The sequence below is a fragment of the Pseudomonas sp. Bout1 genome (genome assembly GCF_034314165.1).
Lineage (GTDB): Bacteria > Pseudomonadota > Gammaproteobacteria > Pseudomonadales > Pseudomonadaceae > Aquipseudomonas.
Genome location: NZ_JAVIWK010000001.1, coordinates 1,322,039 through 1,342,653, shown reverse-complemented (window position 1 = coordinate 1,342,653; position 20,615 = coordinate 1,322,039). Strand labels below are relative to the sequence as shown.

The window sequence follows — 20,615 nt, the reverse complement described above, 5'->3', positions numbered from 1 at the left end:
GAAAACCACAGCGGGTCAATGCTTTTCAGGGAAGTGTTAAAACTTTCAAGGGTGACTTTTCCACCCTGGTTTCAAGGTTTTAAAACAGTATTGAAGTTGTCAGTCCGGTTACATTCGGACTGTAAATTTGCGACATGGACATAGCAATTTACGACAGGCTCGTAAAGAAGCTGAAAGGATAGATGGGCAAGTATCGCCAATATTGTCAGCGTGATATAAGTTTGCGCCGACACAAAAAAGAAAGAGCCGCCCAGACAAAAATATAGGTGGGACGGCAGTACTCTTCCTAAAACCAAAGGAGCAAATCACGATGCGCGTGATGAAGTGGAGCATGATCGCCCTCGCTGTTTCAGCAGGCACCTCGCAGTTCGCAATCGCGTCCTCCCAGGACGATTCCAAGGGCTTTGTTGAAGACAGTACCTTCAGCATCAACACTCGCCTCCTGAACTTTAGCCGCGACTTCCGTAACAATGACACCGGCAAGAGCCGCGTCGACGAAACCGGTCTGGGCTTCAACGGCCTGTACCAGTCGGGCTTCACTCAAGGCACCATCGGTGTGGGTGTCGACGTCATCGGTCTGTTGGGCGTCAAACTGGACAGCGGCAAGGGTCGTTCCGGCACTGGCCTGTTTCCAACTGGCTCCGACGGTCGCGCTCAGGATGATTACTCCAAGGGCGGCGGCGCAGTTAAGTTCCGTATCTCCGATACGGTCCTGAAAATCGGCGACCAGTACACCACCGCGCCTGTATTCGCTTCCGATGACAGCCGTCTGCTGCCTGAATTGCCACAGGGTATCTCGCTTGTCAGCAACGAGATCAAAGGCCTGAAACTTGAAGGCGGTCACTTCACTTCGAGCGTGGCACAAGCCCAGACCTACCGCGACAGCCTGGGCCTGACAAAAACCGACTTCATCGGTGGCGTCTATGCCCTCACTCCAGAAGTCAGCGCCAGCCTCTACTACGCGAAGACCGAAGACTACTGGAAGAAAACCTACGCCAACCTGAACTGGACCCATGCGCTCAGCAATGAGCAGTCCCTGGCGGTCGACTTCAACATCTACAGCACCAAAAGTGATGGCGCTGGCCTGCAACGGGCTGAGAAAGACGGCACCACCAAACTGGACAACCGGGCCTATAGCTTGCAAGGCGCGTACACCATCCAGGCTCACACCTTTACCCTGGCCTACCAGAAGGTTAGCGGTGACGGTGACTACGGCTACGGCGTAGACGGCGGCGGCACGATCTTCCTGGCCAACTCCATCGCTCGTTCCGACTTCAACGCTGAAGACGAGAAGTCCTTCCAGGCTCGCTACGACCTGAACATGGCGACTTTCGGCGTACCAGGCCTAAGCTTCATGACTCGCTACGTTAAAGGCACCGGCGCCAACACCGCCGACACCTCAAACGGCAAAGAGTGGGAACGTGACATCGAAGCCAAGTACGTGATCCAGAGCGGCCCGGCTAAAGACCTGAGCCTGCGTGTACGTCAAGCCACTTATCGCTCCAGCGATGGTGTGTACTACGGTTCGGCGTCGATCGACGAACTGCGTCTGATCGCGCAATACCCGCTGAACATCCTGTAATTGACAGTTTGATTACAACGATGACTTAGGGCTTGGCCCTAACTAAAAAGCCGCTCACTTGTTCGCAAGTGAGCGGCTTTTTTATTGCAACTTAATCGCCTTGAACAGATAACTAGCAAGCTAGCTATCTAGTTTGTCCAGTGTATCAAACCTGACACATTGGCCAGGTTTAATTCACCCGTTGCACTGTTACTTAGTAGCACTTTCCTGCACGACGCGTATAACCCGCTGCGGAAATGGAATATCAATCCCCGCCGCTTTCAAACGGTCACGTGCCAGTTCATTGAACATGAACATCACATCCCAATAATCCGAAGTCTTGGTCCAGATCCGCAGGGACACCGTAATAGAGCTGTCGCCCAAGGTCGAAACCACGGCTGCCGGTGCCGGGTCAGCCAGTACGCGTGGGTCGTTGGCCAGCTCCAGCAACACTTCACGCGCCTTCTGCAGGTCGGCTTCGTAGTCGACACCTACGTCAAACACCACTTTGCGGGTCGGCTGACGGTTGGTGTTGGTGATGAGGCCGTTGGACAGGCTGCCGTTTGGGATGATCACCGTCTTGTTGTCGCCGGTGCGCAACACGGTGTGAAAGATCTGGATGCTATCGACGGTACCGGAGGTGCCCTGGGCTTCGATCCAGTCACCAATGCGGAACGGACGGAACAACAGAATCAGCACACCACCGGCGAAGTTCGCCAGGCTGCCTTGCAATGCCAGGCCGATGGCCAGGGTGGCGGCACCGATTGCAGCAACGAACGAAGTGGTTGCCACGCCGATCATCGAGGCCACGTTGACCACCAGCATGACTTTGAGCGCAATGTTTGCAAGGCTGGTAATGAAGTGTTGCAGCGCCAGGTCAGCATTACGCAACGCCAGCAAACGCCCCACGCGGTGGGTCAAGACATTGATCAGCCACCAACCGATGGCCAAGGTAACCAGCGCCAGCAAAAATCGGCTGCCATATTCCATGATCATCGGTAACCACGACTCCGAGGTCTTGATCAGGTGATCCACTTCAGCGTTCAAATCCATCTACATTCTCCTGTTTACCGGATGCTCGGCATATTGAGTGGCCATAAATGCAATTGAGCCCCGTAGGGCTCAATGGTCGGCGCAGACTCTGGGGCGTGGGACGTCAAAAACGCCCACAGGTTCCCCAAAGGACTGTCAGTCGCGGAAGTTGTTGAACTGCAGCGGCATGTCGAAAGTCTTGGCGCGCAGGGCAGCAATGGCCTCTTGCAAGTCATCACGCTTCTTGCCGATGATACGCACCTGCTCGCCCTGGATCGCGGCCTGGACCTTGAGCTTGGCATCCTTGACGTGAGCGACGATTTTCTTCGCCAGCTCTTTGTCGATGCCCTCTTTGAACACCACTTCCTGTTTCATCAGCTTGCCGGATGCATAGGCGTCCTTGATTTCAAGGCACTGCGCATCGATCTTGCGCTTGACCAGCGACAGCTTGAGGATCTCAATCATCGCTTCAAGCTGGAAGTCGGCTTCTGCGGTCAGGTTGACGGTGAGGTCCTTTTCCTTGAACTCGAAGCTGCCCTTGCCCTTCAAGTCATAACGACGATCCAGCTCCTTGACGGCGTTCTCGACGGCGTTGGTGAGTTCGTGCTTGTCCAGTTCGGATACCACGTCGAACGACGGCATGTAGTTTCTCCAATAAAAAAGGGGCGCGGCTCAGTAGAGATGGAGCACGCCCGGGCTAAAATGCCCGGGCATTATAGCGGTTCTTTCGCCTCGTTCACTGCAGGCAGGCTTACGGAGTAAAAACTGATGTCGACCACCTGGCATGTCCTCGGCGCCGGCAGCCTCGGAACATTGTGGGCCGCGCGCCTGGCCCGCGCGGGGTTACCCGTGCGCCTGATCCTGCGGGACCACGCACGGCTGGCGAGTTACCAGGCGGCCAAGGGGCTGACCCTGGTCGAGCAAGGCACGGCCCATACCTACCCCGTCGTCGGCGAAACATCCGATAGCACAGAGCCGATCCATCGCCTGCTGGTTGCGTGCAAAGCCTACGATGCACAACACGCCGTCGCACAGCTCGAGCACCGCCTGGTGCCGGACGCCGAACTGATCCTGCTGCAAAACGGCCTGGGCAGCCAGGACGCAGTCGCCGCACAACTGCCCCAGGCACGCTGCATTTTCGCCTCCAGCACCGAAGGCGCGTTTCGCGAAAGCGACTGGCGCGTGGTGTTTGCCGGCCACGGCTACACCTGGCTGGGAGATGCGAGCCACCCTACCCCGCCGCTATGGCTGGATGACTTGCAGGCCGCCGGCATTCCCCATGAGTGGAGCACCGACATCCTCACCCGCCTGTGGCGCAAACTGGCTTTGAATTGCGCCATCAACCCGCTGACCGTGCTGTACGAATGCCGCAATGGTGACCTGCAAGCCCATCAATGCGAAGTCGCCACCCTGTGCGCCGAACTCGCCGACCTGCTGCAATGCTGCGGCCAGCCCGCGGCCGCGCAAGACCTGCAAAGCGAAGTGGAACGCGTGATTCAGGCCACCGCGGCCAATTACTCCTCGATGTACCAGGACGTTGCCAGTGCCCGGCGCACCGAAATCAGCTACTTGCTGGGCTACGCCTGCCAGGCGGCCGCCCGCCACCAGTTGACCTTGCCACACCTGCAACAACTCCAGGCGCGCCTGGTACAACGACTGTCTGCACGCGGATTGCCCAGCGACTGAACCACGCGCTACCCTGCCTGCTTGTTCCTTTGCTGCGAAAACTTCGATGCCACTGCGCCAGCGTCTCGAAAATCTACCGGTTGGGCAGAAACTGCTGGCGGCCCTGCTGGTTTTGCTGACCACCGTCTTGCTGGTGGCCAACCTGACCTTTATCAGCGCCGCCTACTGGATCTCCCAGGAAAGCATGGCACCCCAGGCCTTGCAGGCCATCGGCCGGCTGGTCTCCAACCCGTCACTGGCCGCCGAGGCCCTGGACTCACCGCTCAAGGCACAAACCCTGCTGGATGAGCTGACCAGTTACTCGCCGTTGCGGGCGGCGGCCTTGTATGACGGCGAAGGCACGCGCCTGGCCCAGCTGCAACATGCCAATCGCCTGCACCTGCCGGACACTTACCGCGAGATCGAAACCTGGCGCGCCACCGAGTTTCGCAGCAACCAAGTGATCACCATTCCCCGTGCAGGCCAACCGTCCGGGCATTTGTTGCTGGTGGCCAGCAGCGAACTGCCGGTGGCGTTCTACACCGGGACGTTAACCGCCAGCCTGGGCATCCTGATCTTCAGCGTGCTGCTGTGGCTGGTGATTGCCCGGCAGATCAAACGCCTGATTACCCGGCCGATCCATGAACTGGAAGAATTGTCGCGTCAGGTCACACGGGAAGAGAACTACGCCCTGCGCGCCGGTCGCGGCAACCACGACGAAATCGGCAGCCTGGCCGAAGCTTTCAACACCATGCTTTCACGCATCGAAGCCCGCGAGCAGCAACTCAAGCGCGCCCGGGACGACTCTCAGGCCGCCTACGATCAAGCCCAGGGCCTGGCAGAGGAAACCCGCCACACCAACCGCAAGCTGGAGTTGGAAGTCCAGGTGCGCAGCAAGATCGAGAAAAAGCTCACCGGTTTCCAGAACTACCTCAACAGCATCATCGACTCGATGCCCTCGGCATTGATCGCCCTCGACGAACAACTCTACGTCACCCAGTGGAACCAGGAAGCCAGCGCCCTTTCCGGTACCCGCCTGGATGAGGCGTTGAACCAGCCGATCTTCCTCGCCTTCCAGCCACTCAAACCCTTCCTGCCGCAAATCAAGGCCACGGTAGAGCAACACACCGTGGAGCGGATCGAGCGGGTGACCTGGATCAAGGATGACGAGCCCAAGCACTATGCCCTGACCTTCTACCCGTTGATGGGCGGCGCCGGGCGCGGCGTGGTCATCCGGATCGATGACATCACCCAGCGCCTGTCACTGGAAGAAATGATGGTGCAGTCAGAGAAGATGCTCTCGGTCGGTGGCCTGGCTGCCGGCATGGCCCACGAAATCAACAACCCCCTCGGGGCGATCCTGCACAACGTGCAGAACATCCGTCGTCGCCTGTCGCCAGAACTGCCGAAAAACCTTGAGCACGCCGAACAGGTGGGCATTGAACTGGGCACCGTCAACCGCTACCTGCAAAGCCGCGAAGTGCCGCAGCTGCTCGACGGCATCCAGCAGGCCGGCGCCCGTGCGGCGAAGATCGTCACCCACATGCTCAGTTTCAGCCGCCTGAGCAACCGCCAGATGGCGCCCTGCGACTTACCCGCGCTGATCGATCAGGCCGTGGAAATCGCCGGCAATGATTTCGACCTCACCGTCGGCTTCGACTTCAAGGGGCAGGCAATTATTCGCCAGTTCGACCCACAGCTGGGCCCGGTGCCCGGTACCGCCAACGAGCTGGAGCAAGTGTTGCTCAACCTGCTGAAAAACGCCGCCCAGGCAATTCACCAGCGTGAAAATGACAGCGAACCGGGGCGCATTATCCTGCGTACCCGGCTCAACCCACCCTGGGCGGAAATCCAGGTGGAAGACAACGGCATCGGCATGAGCGAGAACGTGCGCAAACGCACCTTCGAGCCGTTTTTCACCACCAAGGAAATCGGCCAGGGCACCGGGCTTGGGTTGTCGGTTTCATATTTCATCATCACTAACAACCACAAGGGGCAGATGGAAGTGCACTCCACTCCAGGCCAAGGTACCTGCTTTACCTTGCGCCTGCCTTTGGCCAGCAGCCAAATGCCCCCCAACGAACTGACTCAACTGGAGCGCTAACCATGGGCTTTCGCCTGTCGAAAATTTACACCCGTACCGGCGACAAGGGCGAAACAGGCCTGGGCGATGGTCGTCGCGTGCCCAAGGACCATCCACGGGTGGAGGCGATTGGTGAAGTTGATGCGCTGAACAGCCAACTGGGTTTGTTGTTGGCCGGGCTTGAAGAACAAAGCGGCCAGCACCCCGCCTTGAAAGATGTGATCGAGGTGCTTACCCCTTGCCAGCATCGGCTGTTTGATTTGGGCGGTGAGTTGGCGATGCCGGTGTATAAGGCGCTGAATGCAGCAGAAGTCGACCGCCTGGAAGCGGCGATTGATCGCTGGAACGAAGAGGTCGGGCCGCTGGAGAACTTCATTTTGCCGGGTGGTTCAGCGTTGATTGCCCAGGCTCATGTGTGCCGCAGCCTGGCCCGCAGTGCAGAGCGTCGGTGCCAGCACCTGAATGCGATGGAACCGTTGGAGGGTGTGGGGTTGGCGTATATCAACCGGCTGTCGGACTTGCTGTTTGTGGCGGCCAGGGTGATTGCCAGGCGCCAGGGCGTTGCGGAGATATTGTGGCAGGCAGCCGCCAAGCCGCACTAATGCTCACTGACTGATTGAGACCTGTGGCGAGGGAGCTTGCTCCCGCTGGGCTGCGCAGCGGCCCCAAAAAAGCGGGAGCGCTGCGCACTCCAGCGGGAGCAAGCTCCCTCGCCACAACAGCTCCCCTGGCCACTCGCCAAGGCTATGCTAAAACCTCAGGCCAGAACGCCCGAATCCCCGCCACACCTTGAGCACCGGCTTCCCAGGCTTTTTCCTGCTCAAGGGGACCAACCCCACCGAGCAGGTATACCGGCTTGCTGAACCCACTGATCAACTGCTGCGCCTGCTCCCAGCCCAACGGCTGCGCATCTGGATGAGTCTGGGTCGGCTGCACCGGCGACAGCGTGACGAAATCCACGTCCATCAATTGCGCCAAGGCCAATTCCTCAGCATTGTGGCAAGACGCCGCCAACCAGCGATCCTTGGGCAAAGGTCGACCCTTGCTGGCGTACTTGCGCAGTTGCGCCGAAGTCATGTGCCAACCGGCTGCAGGAAAATCCCCCAGCCATTCAAACGGCCCCTTGAGCATCAACTGAGCCTTGCCCGCGCACAGGCCCACGGCGTCCACCGCCAGGTCGCGGTACTTGGGGTCATAACCGTTGGGGGCGCGCAATTGAACCAGCTTGATGCCGCCAGCGATGGCTTTTTGAATGCCGCGCAACAGGATCGGGGTTTCCAGCTCGCCGGGGGTGATCAGGTATTGCGCCGGCAAACGCGCCGCGGCAACGATCGGCGCATTGGCCGCCGGAAACTCATAGTTCAAAAGGTCTCGCGGCGCCACCCACTCAAGAGGTTGGCCTTCGGCCCCGTGGGGTTCGCCGGTAAACGCCGAGACTTCCCAGACATCCAGCAATACCTGTTTGTCCGGGTAATCATGCTGCACCTTGATCAACGGGCGAGCCGCCCTGACCTGGATGCCCAACTCTTCCTGCAACTCACGGGACAGCGCGGCAGAGACCGACTCATCGGCCTCCACCTTGCCACCGGGGAACTCCCAGAGGCCGCCCTGATGCTGGGTATCGGCGCGGCGCGCCAGCAGAATCCTGCCGTCGACGCCGCGGATGACCGCTGCTGCTACATGAATTCGTTTCACCACACTGTCCTCTAAACGTAAACCCACCTGCTCGCGAAGGTCGTTACCGATAACGCGGGCTCCCCGACTCAACGGGGTGCCCTCTGGTTTTTCGCGAGCAAGCTCGCTCCTACAGTGATACCCGACCTGGCTGCGTATCAGGTGCGGTATTCCGCGTTGATCTTCACGTACTCGTGGGACAGGTCGGTGGTCCAGATGGTTTCGCTGCATTCACCGCGACCCAACTCGATACGGATGGTGATTTCTTCCTGCTGCATCACCGCAGAACCCTGGGCTTCGGTGTACGTCTCGGCACGGGCACCACGGCTGGCAATACACACGTCGCCCAGGAACACGTCGATCTTGCTCACGTCCAGGTTGGGTACACCAGCACGACCAACAGCGGCCAGGATACGGCCCCAGTTCGGGTCGGAGGCAAACAACGCAGTCTTGATCAGCGGCGAGTGGGCCACGGTGTAGCCCACATCCAGGCATTCCTGGTGATTGCCGCCGCCGTTGACTTCAACGGTCACAAACTTGGTGGCGCCTTCGCCGTCACGCACGATGGCCTGGGCCACGTCCATGCACACCTCGAACACTGCCTGCTTCAAGGCAGCGAACAGCGGGCCGTTGGACGAGGTGATTTCCGGCAGGTCGGCCTGGCCGGTAGCAATCAACATGCAGCAATCGTTGGTCGAAGTGTCGCCGTCGATGGTGATGCGGTTGAACGACTTGTTGGCGCCATCGAGCATCAGGTTTTGCAGCACATCGCGGGACACTTTGGCGTCGGTGGCGATATAGCCAAGCATGGTCGCCATGTTCGGGCGAATCATACCGGCGCCCTTGCTGATGCCGGTGACGGTGACGGTGACGCCCTCGTGCACAAACTGGCGGCTCGCGCCTTTGGGCAGGGTGTCGGTGGTCATGATACCGGTGGCCGCAGCCGCCCAGTTATCCACCGACAAGTCGTCCAGTGCGGCTTGCAACGCGCCTTCGATCTTCTCTACCGGCAGCGGCTCACCGATCACGCCGGTGGAGTATGGCAGCACTTGGCTGGCATCAACGCCGGTCAGTTGCGCCAGCTTGGCGCAGGTGCGCGCAGCCGCCTCCAAGCCAGGCTCGCCGGTGCCGGCGTTGGCATTGCCGGTGTTGGTCAACAGGTAGCGCACCGGGCCTTCAACGCGCTGCTTGGCCAGGATCACGGGCGCTGCGCAAAACGCGTTCAGGGTGAACACGCCGGCGACGGTCGAGCCTTCGGCACAGCGCATCACCACCACATCCTTGCGCCCCGGGCGTTTGATGCCGGCCGAAGCAATACCAAGTTCAAAACCGGCAACCGGGTGCAACGTGGGCAAAGGACCAAGACCAACAGCCATGAATGCGCTCCTTAAAATAGGTGATGTGTGCTCCGTCGCCATCGACGGTGAACTAATGGCAAAACGCCGCGACGGCTGATGCCGGTCGCGGCGCGGGGTGTTGCACGTCAGGGGAAAATCTTAGTTGATTTCACCGTGGCAGTGTTTGAACTTCTTGCCCGAACCGCACCAGCACAGTTCATTGCGACCCAGCTTCTGGTCGTTGCGCACTGGCGTCTGGGCCAAGGCTACATCGACTTCCTCACCCAGCACTTCCGGCGCTTCAAGGCCTGGTGCCTCGTCATGCTGGAACTGCATGCGCGCAGCCAGTGCCTCGGCTTCCTGACGCAGGCGAGCCTCTTCCTCGACCGGGTCTTCGCGACGCACCTGAACGTGGGACAGCACGCGAATCGAATCGCGCTTGATCGAATCCAGCAACTCGGAGAACAGCGTGAACGACTCGCGCTTGTACTCCTGCTTCGGGTTCTTCTGGGCGTAGCCACGCAAGTGGATGCCGTGACGCAGGTGGTCCATGGTCGACAGGTGGTCTTTCCACAGATCGTCCAGCACGCGCAGTACGATTTGCTTCTCGAAGGTGCGCAGTGCTTCGGCACTCGCCTGCTCTTCTTTCTCGTTGTACGCGGCCAGCAGCTCGGTCATGAGCTTCTCGCGCAGGGTTTCTTCGTACAGATGGTCGTCTTCGTCGAGCCATTGCTGGACCGGCAAGTCGACACCGAAGTCGCTCTTCAACGCCGCTTCCAGGCCGGCAACATCCCACTGCTCAGGCAGGGACTGTGGCGGGATATGCGCGCTGACGGTTGCGTTCAGTACATCCTGGCGGAAGTCGGCAATGGTTTCGCCAATGTTGGTGGCCGCCAGCAACGTGTTACGCATGTGATAAATCACTTTACGCTGTTCGTTGTTGACGTCATCGAACTCGAGCAGTTGCTTACGAATGTCGAAGTTGCGGCCTTCTACCTTGCGCTGGGCCTTCTCGATGGCGTTGGTCACCATGCGGTGCTCAATGGCTTCACCGGACTGCATGCCCAGGGCCTTCATGAAGTTCTTCACCCGATCCGAGGCGAAGATACGCATCAGGCTGTCTTCGAGAGACAGGTAGAAACGGCTGGAACCGGCGTCACCCTGACGACCGGCGCGGCCGCGCAGCTGGTTGTCGATACGGCGCGATTCGTGGCGCTCGGACGCGATCACCTGCAAGCCGCCGGACTCCAGCACTTGCTGGTGACGCTTCTGCCAGTCGGCCTTGATCTGCGCGATCTGCTCAGGCGTCGGGTTGTCGAGGGAGGCGACTTCCACTTCCCAGTTACCGCCCAACAGGATGTCGGTACCACGACCGGCCATGTTGGTGGCGATGGTCAGTGCGCCTGGGCGACCGGCCTGGGCAATGATCTCGGCTTCTTTTTCGTGGAACTTGGCGTTGAGGACCTTGTGCTCGATGCCTTCCTTGTTCAGCAAGCTGGACATGTGCTCGGAAGTTTCGATGGTGGCCGTACCCACCAGCACCGGACGGCCCTGGGTCATGCATTCCTTGATGTCGGCGACGATGGCCGCGTATTTCTCGTCGGCGGTCAGGAACACCAGGTCGTTGAAGTCTTTACGCGCCAGCGGCTTGTTCGGCGGGATAACCATCACCGACAGACCGTAGATCTGGTGGAATTCGAATGCTTCGGTGTCGGCTGTACCGGTCATGCCGGACAGTTTGTTGTACAGGCGGAAGTAGTTCTGGAAGGTGGTCGAGGCCAGGGTCTGGCTTTCTGCCTGGATGTTCAGGACTTCCTTGGCTTCGATCGCCTGATGCAGGCCTTCCGACAAACGGCGACCCGGCATGGTACGCCCGGTGTGTTCGTCGACCAGTACGACCTGGCCGTCCTGCACGATGTATTCGACGTTGCGATGGAACAGCTTGTGCGCGCGCAGGCCGGCGTACACATGGGTCAACAAGCCCAGGTTGTGCGCCGAGTACAGGCTCTCGCCTTCAGCCAGCAGCCCGATCTGGGTCAGCATGTCTTCGACGAACTGGTGACCGGCTTCGTTGAGCTCGACCTGGCGGGTCTTCTCGTCGATGGTGTAATGACCTTCTTTGGTCACCACGCCTTCCACTTCCTCGATGTGTTGCTCAAGGCGCGGGATCAGCTTGTTGATCTCGGTGTACAGGCGCGAGCTGTCCTCGGCCTGGCCGGAAATGATCAACGGGGTACGGGCTTCGTCGATCAGGATGGAGTCGACTTCGTCGATCACGGCAAAATTGAGTTCGCGCTGGAATTTTTCTTCCATGCTGAACGCCATGTTGTCGCGCAGGTAGTCGAAACCGAATTCGTTGTTGGTGCCGTAAGTGATGTCGGCAGCGTAGGCGAGGCGCTTCTCTTCCGGCGGCTGGAACGGCGTGACAACGCCGACGGTCAGGCCGAGGAATTCATACAGCGGACGCATCCAGTTGGCATCCCGGCGAGCCAGGTAGTCGTTCACCGTCACAACGTGCACGCCCTTGCCGGACAGTGCGTTGAGGTAAACACCCAGGGTTGCCACCAGGGTCTTGCCTTCACCGGTACGCATTTCGGCAATCATGCCTTCATGCAAGGTCATGCCGCCGATCAACTGAACGTCGAAGTGGCGCATGCCCATGACACGCTTACCGGCTTCGCGGGCGACCGCAAAGGCTTCGGGAAGCAGCTTGTCGAGGGTTTCACCTTTGGCTATGCGGGCCTTGAACTCTTCGGTCTTGGCGCGCAATTGCTCGTCCGAAAGGGCAACCATCTGCTCTTCGAAGGCATTGACCAGCTGCACCGTCTTGAGCATGCGTTTGACTTCGCGCTCATTCTTGCTTCCAAAAAGTTTCTTTAACAAAGGCGCAAACATATCGGCAGGTTCTTCCACACATAGGGATGGAGGGCGCCCCGTGAGTCGCCCGAGCAGCCCTCACGGCCGCATGCGAACGAGCATTCTACCCGGAAACGTGGGTGAGGAAAGTGGCGTTATTCCACGATGCAGGCACGGCGCTCTAAGAGGGCTTGTTTAAAATAAGGGCTTTTTGCTGAACTTCAACCCATCCGGGCAAGAAGTTACCCATTGATTTAATGGATAAACTGCCGGCAATGCAATGGCGGCGGCGACCCAGGCGCTTTCTGCTACCATGGCCCCTCTGTTACTTAAGGTGTCTAGTCATGGCATTTCGCCCTCTTACGGCCCGTGCTCCCGCCGTGTTGCTTCGCGAAGCCAAGCCTTTAAAAGCCATCTTCGGCCATGCGCAACGCCTTGGTCATTTGCAGCGCCTGGTAGAAAGCCAACTGCAACCTGCCGCCCGCGAACACTGTCATGTGGCTTCGTGGCGTGAAGGCAACCTGCTGCTGATCGTCACCGACGGCCATTGGGCGACACGCCTGCGTTATCAGCAAAAACGCTTGCAGCGCCAATTGATGGCCTTCGATGAGTTCGCCAGCCTGACGCGCATCCAGTTCAAGGTGCAGCCACCCACCGTGCAGCAAGGTGCAGTGGGCCATACCATGGATTTGTCAGAAGTGGCGGCCGAAACCATCCAGGCCACCGCGGACGGGATTACCGACCCGAACTTGCGCGCTGCGCTGGAGCGGCTGGCCGCTCACGCCAAGCCTAAAACCTGAGACCCGCTCCCAGATTTGATCCCATCGTTATTTACGCTTGCTGCCGCCCAGCAACGACCCCAGTAATCCGCGCACCAATTGCCGGCCCATCTGATTGGCCGCCTGCTGCATCGCAGATTTCAGCGCTTTGCCTGCCGTAGTGCCAAGGAACGCGCCGGCCTTGTCGGTGAAGCTCGGCTCTTCGGCGGTGGGCGTCGCTGGCGCTTGCGGTCCCAGTTCCTTGCGCGCCATCAATATTTCGTACGCCGACTCCCGATCAACCGGTTTGTCATAGCGCCCAAGCAGCGGCGAACTGGCAATCAACCCCGCCCGTTCGGCTTCACTCAACGGCCCGATCCGCGATTGCGGCGGTGCCACCAGTACGCGCTGGACTACTTCAGGCGTCCCCTTTTCCTGCAAGGTTCCCACCAACGCCTCACCCGTACCCAACTCAGTCAGCACCGCCAGCGCATCAAACGCCGGGTTGGGACGGAAGCCATCGGCCACTGCACGCAGCGACTTCTGCTCTTTAGTGGTGAACGCCCGCAGGCCATGCTGGATACGCAAGCCCAGTTGCGCCAGCACCGTGTCCGGCAAGTCTCCTGGAGACTGGGTGACGAAATACACGCCGACCCCTTTCGAACGAATCAACCGCACCACTTGTTCGAGGCGATCCTGCAAAGCCCTGGGGGTGTCGGCGAACAACAAATGCGCCTCATCGAAAAACAGCGCCAACAGCGGTTTGTCGGCATCACCGCGCTCGGGCAATTGCTCGAACAGCTCGGCCAACAGCCACAGCAGGAAGGTCGCGTACACCTTCGGCGCCTCATGCACCAGGCGGCTGGCGTCCAATAGATGTATGCGCCCGCGCCCGTCACTGGCCGGCTGCAGGATATCTTCCAGTTGCAGGGCCGGCTCGCCGAACAATGCTTCGGCACCCTGCTGCTCCAGTACCGCCAGGCGCCGCAACAAGGCCTGGCTGGAACCGGTAGTCATCAACGCCGCGTCCTCCCCCAACAACTCCGGGTGGTAGCGCAAATGATTGAGCAGTGCCTTCAGGTCCTTGAGGTCCAGCAGCAACAGGCCTTCGCGGTCGGCCACTTTAAAAGCGGCGTAGAGGGCCGATTGCTGGCTGTCGGTGAGTTCCAACAGGCTGCCGAGCAACAGCGGGCCCATTTCACTCATGGTGGTACGCAACGGATGACCAGACTGCCCGTGGATATCCCACAGCGTCACCGGGTAAGCCTTGGGCGTGTAATTAAGGAAAGGCATGCCGGCAATCCGCTCGGCAACCTTGCCCTGAGGGTTGGCCGCCGCGCCCAGGCCACACAGGTCGCCTTTGATGTCGGCGGCGAATACCGCAACGCCGGCATCGCTGAACGCCTCCGCCAGGCGCTGCAAGGTGACGGTTTTGCCAGTACCGGTGGCGCCCGCGATCAGGCCATGGCGGTTGGCCAGGCGCATCGACTGGGCAATCGGCTGGCCTTGAAGATCGGCACCAATAATGAGTTGCGAAGAGTCAGGCATTTTGTCACCCATGGTTAATCTTTAGTGGCGCACGGTCGATACAGTCAAAGCGAGAGACCCAAAAAGTCTTAGAAAAAACGGGCCGGATAATTCCTGCAGGAGCAGATGGAAATATCACACTTTTTTTGACGCAGCCATTTTGCGCGCCTCAAAAGGACGCGCATCGGATATTAAGACCATAGCGGACCCCACAAGCCATGAATAAAAATCTGCGTTTCAGCCATAAAATCCTGCTTGCCGCCGCGCTTATCGTCATTGCCGCCTTTGCGTTGTTTACCCTCTACAACGATTACCTGCAGCGTAATGCGATTCGCGACGACCTGAACAACTACCTGCATGAAATGGGCGATGTCACCGCCAGCAACATCCAGACCTGGCTCGCCGGGCGTATTGTGCTGATCGAAAGCGCCGCGCAAAACATCGCCATCAACCCGGACTCAACCAGCGTCGCCAACCTGCTGGAACAGAAGGCCCTGACGTCTTCATTTATGGCCACGTACCTGGGCGACAGCAAAGGCGGCTTCGTCATCCGCCCCGACACCAAGATGCCCGATGGCTTCGACCCACGTGTGCGCCCCTGGTACAAAGGCGCACAAGGCAGCAACGGCTCAACCCTGACCGAACCCTACATTGATGCGGCCACCGGCCAGTTGATCATCTCCATCGCCACCCCCAGCAGCAAAGCGGGCCAGAGCGTCGGCGTGGTGGGCGGAGACCTGAGCCTGCAAACCCTGGTAGACAACATCGGCGCCCTGAACTTCGGCGGCATGGGCTACGCCTTCCTGGTCAGCGCCGACGGCAAAGTGCTGGTGCACCCGGACAAAAACCTGGTGATGAAAACCCTGGCCGATGTCTATCCGAACAGCACCCCAAGAATCAGCAGCGATGTCAGCGAAGTCGAGGTAAACGGCAAAACCCGAATCGTTACCTTTACCCCTATCAAGGGCCTGCCCTCGGTTAACTGGTACCTCGGCCTGTCGGTGGATAAAGACAAATCCTTCGCCATGCTCAGCGAATTCCGCACCTCGGCAATCATCGCTACGAGCATCGCGGTGGTCATCATCATCGCCCTGCTGGGCATGCTGATCCGCATCCTCCTGCAGCCGCTGCACGTCATGACCCGCGCCATGCAAGACATCGCCGACGGCGAGGGCGACCTGACCCGCCGCCTGACCATCCAGAACCATGACGAATTCGGTGTGCTGGGAAGCGCGTTCAATCGCTTCGTAGAGCGGATTCATACCTCGATTCGCGAAGTGTCCTCGGCCACCGAGCAGGTCAACGAAGTGGCCCTGCGGGTGGTCAGCGCCTCCAACTCCTCGATGGTCAACTCCGACGAGCAGGCCAACCGCACCAATAGCGTCGCGGCCGCCATCAACGAACTGGGAGCCGCCGCCCAGGAAATCGCCCGCAACGCCGCGCAAGCCTCCAGCCAGGCCAGCGATGCCCGGCACCTGGCCGAAGACGGTCAGCAGGTGGTCGAGCGCAATATCCAGGCAATGAACCAGTTGTCGCAGATGATCAGCGCTTCCAGCACCAATATCGAAGCGCTCAATAGCAAGACGGTGAACATCGGGCAGATTCTGGAAGTGATCACCAGCATTTCCCAGCAAACCAACCTGCTGGCCCTCAACGCGGCGATTGAAGCAGCGCGGGCCGGGGAAGCCGGGCGCGGGTTCGCGGTAGTGGCCGATGAAGTGCGCAACCTGGCGCACCGCACCCAAGAGTCGGCGCAGCAAGTGCAGAAGATGATCGAGGAGCTGCAAGTCGGCGCCCGGGATTCGGTCAGCACCATGAGCGAAAGCCAACGCCACAGCCAAGACAGCGTGGAAATCGCCAACCTGGCGGGTGAACGCCTGAACAGCGTGACCCAGCGCATCGGCGAGATTGACGGGATGAACCAGTCGGTCGCCACCGCTACCGAGGAACAGACCTCGGTGGTGGAGTCGATCAACATGGACATCACTGAAATCAACACTCTCAACCAGGAAGGCGTGGAAAACCTGCAATCCACCTTGCGGGCCTGTTCGGACCTGGAGCAGCAAGCGGCCCGGTTGAAACAATTGGTCGGCAGTTTCCGGATCTGACAGCAAGCAAACCCAACCGAACATCTCTCCTTGCCCAAGGTCCACGGTAAGGAGAGCAATGGATCGGAGGGATGTTCATCGTGCATATCGCGGACATAACCATGTTCTACGCCCCGGCCAGCGGCGGCGTGCGCACCTACCTGGATGCCAAGCACCGCCGCCTGGCACTCAGGCCCGGAATTCGCCACAGCCTGTTGATCCCGGGCGCGCACTTAAGCGAGCAGGACGGCATATTCAAAGTCCCGGCACCCGCCCTGCCCTTCGGCAAAGGCTATCGCTTCCCGTTGCGGCTGGCGCCTTGGCGAAACGTCCTGCACGATTTACAGCCTGATCTGATCGAGGTCGGCGACCCTTACCTGACTGCCTGGGCGGCACTGGATGCCCGGCGCCAACTGGATGTGCCGGTCATTGGTTTCTATCACTCCGACTTGCCACTGTTGGTGAGCAATCGAATGGGCAACTGGTTCACCCCGAACGTTGAAGCCTATGTCAGCAAACTCTATGGGAATTTTGACCGGGTGTTGGCGCCCAGCCAGGTGATGGCCGACAAGTTGATCGGCCTGGGGGTAAAAAATGTCTATGTCCAGCCACTGGGCGTCGACCTGCAAACCTTTACCCCGGCGGCACGGGACCCGGGGTTGCGCGCCGAGCTGGGCATCAGCCAAGACACACGCCTGCTGATCTTTGCCGGACGCGGCTCAAGGGAGAAAAACCTGCCAGTGCTGCTCAACTGCATGAAGCGTTTGGGGAACGGCTACCACCTGCTGCTGGTGGGTTCCGGCATGCCGGTGACGTTGCCGGACAATGTCACGGTGGTCGACGGTTTCCGTCCGGCGGCCCATGTCGCCCGGCTGATGGCCAGTTCCGACGCCCTGCTCCACGGCGGCGACCAGGAAACCTTTGGCCTGGTGATTCTTGAAGCCATGGCCTGTGGCCTGCCGGTGATCGCCGTAGCCGCCGGTGCCTTCACCGAAATCGTCGACGAGCACTGCGGCCTGCTGTGCGCGCCGAACAATCCCCGCGCCATGGCCAATGCAGTTCACGAACTGTTCAGTACCAATAGCCAGCACATGGGCGAACAGGCCCGGCGCCACGTCGAACAGCACTACGCCTGGGACGCCGTGGTCGACAGCCTGCTGGGGCATTATCAGGCCGTGCTTGGGGCGCACCCACCGATGTTCGCCCATGGCTAGGCGCTCAGTGATACTGGTGCTGCATGACGTGGCACCACAAACCTGGGCCGATTACCGTCCGTTCGTCGAGGCGATCGATGCGTTGGGTAACGTGCCTGTTACCTGGTTAGTGGTGCCGGACTTTCACCACCGCAACTCACTCGACCGCCATGATGATTTCCGACGGCTGCTGGACAGCCGCGTTGCGAGGGGCGATGAACTGACGTTGCACGGCTACTACCATTGCGATGATCAACCGGCTCCGCGCACGCCGAAAGACTGGTTCATGCGTCGAATCTATACCCATGAAGGAGAGTTCTACCGACTGGCCGAAGACCAGGCCCTGTCCCGATTGGCAGACGGGATCGAACTGTTCCAACGCCACGACTGGCCCCTTCATGGCTTCGTCGCCCCGGCCTGGCTGATGAGCTGCGGCACCCGCCAAGCCTTGCGCCAGTTGCCCCTGACCTATACCAGTGACCCGCAACATTTTTATCGGCTTCCCGACTTCACCGCGATCAAGGCCCCGGGGCTGGTGTGGAGTGCCCGAAGCGCCTGGCGCCGGGGCGTGTCGAAAGTCCTCAGCAACCGTCGCGCGCAGCGCTGGCAATCGGCTCCGGTGATTCGTCTCGGCCTGCACCCGGTGGACATGCGCCACGATTTTTCACGTCAATATTGGTTCGATATCCTACGGCGGCTGATCGATGAAGGACGTATCCCGCAAACCAAACACGCCTGGCTGGCCACGCAGCCATGAACCGGCTGATCTGGTTGGCGGTGGCGTTGCTGGCAGCATTGGCTATTCCCTTGTGGCTGGGCGGCGGTGAAACCGGCGCACGCTTGCAGCAATTCCCCTTGCAACTGCTGTTGCTGATGTTCGGCATGATTGTGCTGTGCTGGCTGGTAAACACCCTGCGTATCCGTCTGCTGTTGGGGAACCATCTCGGGCAACTGGGCCGGATAAAAAGCCTGGGACTGGTGATGTCCACCGAATTTGCCATGTGCGCAACACCCGGTGGCGGCGGTGGCCCATTGACGCTGATGGCCTTGCTCGCGCGCAATGGCGTGCGCCCGGCCCGTGGCAGTGCAGTGTTTGCCATGGACCAGTTGAGCGACTTGTTGTTCTTTCTCTGCGCATTGATCGGGATCGCCGTATATGCGCTGTTCCATACGCTCAACCCCAAACTCGAATGGCTGTTGGGGCTCAGTGCGGTATCGATGGTCGGCGGGCTGATCAGTTGCCTGCTACTGGCGCGCCTTCACCGCCGATTGCTTCGCCTTACGGGGTTTGTGCTCAAGACTTTGAAGGTGCGGGCCGCTACCCGCCGCCGCTGGGCGCGCAAATGGCTGCGTTTTCTCGCGGCCTTCACCGAGACCCTGAAGTTGCCATGGCACACCCTGGTGCTGGTATTTTTGCTGACCTGCGTGCACTGGAGCTTGCGCTACAGCGTCCTGTACCTGGCATTGCGCGGTTTGGGAGCGAATGTGCAATGGGCCTGGAGTTTCCTGATCCAGATGCTGGCATTGACTGCTGGCCAGTTCAGCCTGCTGCCCGGAGGTGCCGGGGCGGCAGAACTGACGTCGGCGGCATTACTGGCACCGATGGTGGGCAAATCGACCGCAGCGGCTGCGATCCTGATCTGGAGGGCCGTGACGTATTACTTTTACCTGCTAGCGGGCGGCCCGGTCTTCCTGTTGATGCTGGGCAAACCGTTGCTCAAGCGTCTGATTCAGGCAGCGCCGGCGGCTCATCCTGCTCCTGCAACTGCGCCCACAAAAGGGCGGCACCCGGGAAGTCGGTACCGTCTTGAGCATCCAGAGCGTCCGGGTCATAACGACTCAAACACCCCTCGCCCAAAGTAGCGGGTGCTCGGGAAGTGGCTTTATCGCGCGGATCAGTCATTGTCCGATCCTCCTGAATGAAAAAGGGCCTGCAGCGATTTAACGCCCAGGCCCCTTATTGTTCAACTGGAACAGGTCGATCAGAACACGACGGTCTTGTTGCCGTGCACCAATACGCGGTCTTCCAGGTGATAGCGCAGGCCACGCGCCAGCACCATTTTCTCGACATCACGGCCAAAGCGGACCATGTCTTCAATGCTGTCGCTATGGCTGACGCGCACCACGTCCTGCTCGATGATAGGACCTGCGTCCAGCTCTTCAGTGACATAGTGGCACGTTGCACCGATCAGCTTGACGCCACGCAAAGACGCTTGGTGATACGGCTTGGCACCCACAAACGACGGCAGGAAACTGTGGTGAATGTTCATCACCTTGCCCGCGTATTCACTGCACAGTGCCGGCGGCAGGATTTGCATGTAGCGCGCCAGCACCACGACGTCCGCGTCGTGGTGCTTGACCAGGCGCGAGACTTCGGCGAATGCCGGCTCCTTGTCCTGCGGGTCGACCGGGACGTGGTAGAACGGGATGCCGTGCCACTCAACCATGCTGCGCAGGTCGTCGTGGTTGGAAATCACACAAGAGATCTCGCAGTCCAGTTCATCGCTGTGCCAGCGGTGCAGCAGGTCGGCCAGGCAGTGGGACTCGCGGCTAGCCATCAGCACCACGCGTTTTTTCTGTTCCGTATCGGTGATGCGCCAGGTCATCGAAAACTCTTCAGCGATCGGCGTAAATGCCTCACGAAAAGCTTCCAGGCCAAAGGGCAGCGTGTCGGCACGAATTTCGTGACGCATGAAAAACCAACCGCTGAGGTTGTCCGAGTGATGGCTCGCTTCGGTGATCCAGCCGTTGTGGGAAGCCAGAAAGTTACTGACCTTGGCAACGATGCCAACCCGGTCCGGGCAAGCAATCACCAGCCGAAAAGTGCGCATTAGGGGGGAAC

General features: G+C 59.8%; 16 protein-coding genes and 1 pseudogene. 10 read left to right on the top strand and 7 right to left on the bottom strand.

Features of this window, described 5'->3' with window-relative positions; translation table 11 throughout:
• The first annotated feature begins 310 nt into the window (after positions 1-310).
• Complete coding sequence (locus tag RGV33_RS06010) at positions 311-1,582, top strand: OprD family porin (RefSeq protein ID WP_322143494.1); 1,272 nt, start codon at positions 311-313, stop codon at positions 1,580-1,582.
• 189 nt (positions 1,583-1,771) lie between these two features.
• Here the strand turns inward: RGV33_RS06010 and RGV33_RS06005 are convergent, their stop codons facing one another.
• Both RGV33_RS06005 and RGV33_RS06000 read right to left on the bottom strand, forming a co-directional pair.
• Positions 1,772-2,614, bottom strand: a complete 843-nt coding sequence (locus RGV33_RS06005; protein WP_322143493.1) for a mechanosensitive ion channel family protein — start codon at positions 2,612-2,614, stop codon at positions 1,772-1,774.
• Between the two features lie 135 nt (positions 2,615-2,749).
• Positions 2,750-3,235, bottom strand: coding sequence for a YajQ family cyclic di-GMP-binding protein (locus tag RGV33_RS06000; RefSeq protein WP_322143492.1), 486 nt, complete (start codon positions 3,233-3,235; stop codon positions 2,750-2,752).
• A 126-nt stretch (positions 3,236-3,361) separates the two neighbouring features.
• Here RGV33_RS06000 and RGV33_RS05995 point away from each other — a divergent pair, with 126 nt between their 5' ends.
• From RGV33_RS05995 to RGV33_RS05985, 3 genes are read left to right on the top strand one after another with little or no spacing between them, the layout of a single operon-like run.
• A complete protein-coding gene (locus RGV33_RS05995; protein ID WP_322143491.1) occupies positions 3,362-4,279 on the top strand; it encodes a putative 2-dehydropantoate 2-reductase in 918 nt (305 codons plus the stop codon).
• Between the two features lie 46 nt (positions 4,280-4,325).
• The gene (locus tag RGV33_RS05990; RefSeq protein ID WP_322143490.1) at positions 4,326-6,362 is read left to right on the top strand and encodes a sensor histidine kinase; all 2,037 of its coding nucleotides are present in this window, start codon (positions 4,326-4,328) and stop codon (positions 6,360-6,362) included.
• 2 nt (positions 6,363-6,364) lie between these two features.
• Positions 6,365-6,943 carry a cob(I)yrinic acid a,c-diamide adenosyltransferase gene (locus RGV33_RS05985; RefSeq protein WP_322143489.1) on the top strand — a complete coding sequence of 193 codons (579 nt, stop codon included), beginning with the start codon at positions 6,365-6,367 and terminating at the stop codon, positions 6,941-6,943.
• 142 nt (positions 6,944-7,085) lie between these two features.
• Here RGV33_RS05985 and RGV33_RS05980 read toward each other — a convergent pair whose 3' ends face one another.
• The 3 genes from RGV33_RS05980 to secA form a co-directional block, all read right to left on the bottom strand.
• A complete protein-coding gene (locus tag RGV33_RS05980; protein WP_322143488.1) occupies positions 7,086-8,036 on the bottom strand; it encodes a Nudix family hydrolase in 951 nt (316 codons plus the stop codon).
• Between the two features lie 137 nt (positions 8,037-8,173).
• Positions 8,174-9,391: a bifunctional glutamate N-acetyltransferase/amino-acid acetyltransferase ArgJ gene (gene argJ, locus RGV33_RS05975; RefSeq protein ID WP_322143487.1), complete on the bottom strand. Its 1,218-nt coding sequence runs from the start codon at positions 9,389-9,391 to the stop codon at positions 8,174-8,176.
• A 120-nt stretch (positions 9,392-9,511) separates the two neighbouring features.
• Positions 9,512-12,247 (bottom strand): preprotein translocase subunit SecA, encoded by a 2,736-nt coding sequence (gene secA, locus RGV33_RS05970; protein WP_322143486.1) that lies wholly within the window; start codon positions 12,245-12,247, stop codon positions 9,512-9,514.
• Positions 12,248-12,552: 305 nt separating this feature from the next.
• Here secA and RGV33_RS05965 point away from each other — a divergent pair, with 305 nt between their 5' ends.
• A complete protein-coding gene (locus RGV33_RS05965; RefSeq protein WP_322143485.1) occupies positions 12,553-13,008 on the top strand; it encodes a DUF721 domain-containing protein in 456 nt (151 codons plus the stop codon).
• Between the two features lie 27 nt (positions 13,009-13,035).
• On the opposite strand, the gene RGV33_RS05960 is transcribed toward RGV33_RS05965, so the two are convergent.
• On the bottom strand, positions 13,036-14,514 hold the full coding sequence (locus RGV33_RS05960; RefSeq protein WP_322143484.1) for a helicase HerA-like domain-containing protein: 1,479 nt from the start codon (positions 14,512-14,514) through the stop codon (positions 13,036-13,038).
• 197 nt (positions 14,515-14,711) lie between these two features.
• Between RGV33_RS05960 and RGV33_RS34190 the strand changes: the two are divergent.
• The 5 genes and pseudogenes from RGV33_RS34190 to RGV33_RS05940 all read left to right on the top strand — a co-directional run.
• Positions 14,712-15,743 (top strand): annotated as a pseudogene (locus tag RGV33_RS34190) (cache domain-containing protein); the annotation flags it as partial.
• 93 nt (positions 15,744-15,836) lie between these two features.
• Positions 15,837-16,601: a methyl-accepting chemotaxis protein gene (locus RGV33_RS34185; RefSeq protein WP_416152109.1), complete on the top strand. Its 765-nt coding sequence runs from the start codon at positions 15,837-15,839 to the stop codon at positions 16,599-16,601.
• Positions 16,602-16,672: 71 nt separating this feature from the next.
• Complete coding sequence (locus RGV33_RS05950; protein WP_322143482.1) at positions 16,673-17,794, top strand: glycosyltransferase family 1 protein; 1,122 nt, start codon at positions 16,673-16,675, stop codon at positions 17,792-17,794.
• Entirely contained in the window at positions 17,787-18,530 is a 744-nt protein-coding gene (locus RGV33_RS05945; protein WP_322143481.1) for a polysaccharide deacetylase family protein, read from the top strand. The genes RGV33_RS05950 and RGV33_RS05945 overlap by 8 nt, the downstream gene beginning before the upstream one ends.
• A complete protein-coding gene (locus tag RGV33_RS05940; protein ID WP_322143480.1) occupies positions 18,527-19,636 on the top strand; it encodes a lysylphosphatidylglycerol synthase transmembrane domain-containing protein in 1,110 nt (369 codons plus the stop codon). Before RGV33_RS05945 ends, RGV33_RS05940 begins: the two co-directional genes overlap by 4 nt.
• Before the next feature lie 119 nt (positions 19,637-19,755).
• Here RGV33_RS05940 and purU read toward each other — a convergent pair whose 3' ends face one another.
• Positions 19,756-20,604 (bottom strand): formyltetrahydrofolate deformylase, encoded by an 849-nt coding sequence (gene purU, locus RGV33_RS05935; RefSeq protein WP_322143479.1) that lies wholly within the window; start codon positions 20,602-20,604, stop codon positions 19,756-19,758.
• Positions 20,605-20,615: the final 11 nt, after the last annotated feature.

Excerpts from the sequence above, each read along its gene's own strand:
- RGV33_RS05995 (WP_322143491.1), top strand. The coding sequence starts at position 3,362 with ATGTCGACCACCTGGCATGTCCTCGGCGCCGGCAGCCTCGGAACATTG.
- purU (WP_322143479.1), bottom strand. The coding sequence starts at position 20,604 with ATGCGCACTTTTCGGCTGGTGATTGCTTGCCCGGACCGGGTTGGCATC.
- RGV33_RS34185 (WP_416152109.1), top strand. The coding sequence starts at position 15,837 with ATGGTCAACTCCGACGAGCAGGCCAACCGCACCAATAGCGTCGCGGCC.
- RGV33_RS05990 (WP_322143490.1), top strand. The coding sequence starts at position 4,326 with ATGCCACTGCGCCAGCGTCTCGAAAATCTACCGGTTGGGCAGAAACTG.
- RGV33_RS06000 (WP_322143492.1), bottom strand. The coding sequence starts at position 3,235 with ATGCCGTCGTTCGACGTGGTATCCGAACTGGACAAGCACGAACTCACC.
- argJ (WP_322143487.1), bottom strand. The coding sequence starts at position 9,391 with ATGGCTGTTGGTCTTGGTCCTTTGCCCACGTTGCACCCGGTTGCCGGT.
- RGV33_RS05940 (WP_322143480.1), top strand. The coding sequence starts at position 18,527 with ATGAACCGGCTGATCTGGTTGGCGGTGGCGTTGCTGGCAGCATTGGCT.
- RGV33_RS05945 (WP_322143481.1), top strand. The coding sequence starts at position 17,787 with ATGGCTAGGCGCTCAGTGATACTGGTGCTGCATGACGTGGCACCACAA.
- secA (WP_322143486.1), bottom strand. The coding sequence starts at position 12,247 with ATGTTTGCGCCTTTGTTAAAGAAACTTTTTGGAAGCAAGAATGAGCGC.
- RGV33_RS05985 (WP_322143489.1), top strand. The coding sequence starts at position 6,365 with ATGGGCTTTCGCCTGTCGAAAATTTACACCCGTACCGGCGACAAGGGC.
- RGV33_RS06005 (WP_322143493.1), bottom strand. The coding sequence starts at position 2,614 with ATGGATTTGAACGCTGAAGTGGATCACCTGATCAAGACCTCGGAGTCG.
- RGV33_RS05965 (WP_322143485.1), top strand. The coding sequence starts at position 12,553 with ATGGCATTTCGCCCTCTTACGGCCCGTGCTCCCGCCGTGTTGCTTCGC.
- RGV33_RS05960 (WP_322143484.1), bottom strand. The coding sequence starts at position 14,514 with ATGCCTGACTCTTCGCAACTCATTATTGGTGCCGATCTTCAAGGCCAG.
- RGV33_RS05950 (WP_322143482.1), top strand. The coding sequence starts at position 16,673 with ATGTTCATCGTGCATATCGCGGACATAACCATGTTCTACGCCCCGGCC.
- RGV33_RS06010 (WP_322143494.1), top strand. The coding sequence starts at position 311 with ATGCGCGTGATGAAGTGGAGCATGATCGCCCTCGCTGTTTCAGCAGGC.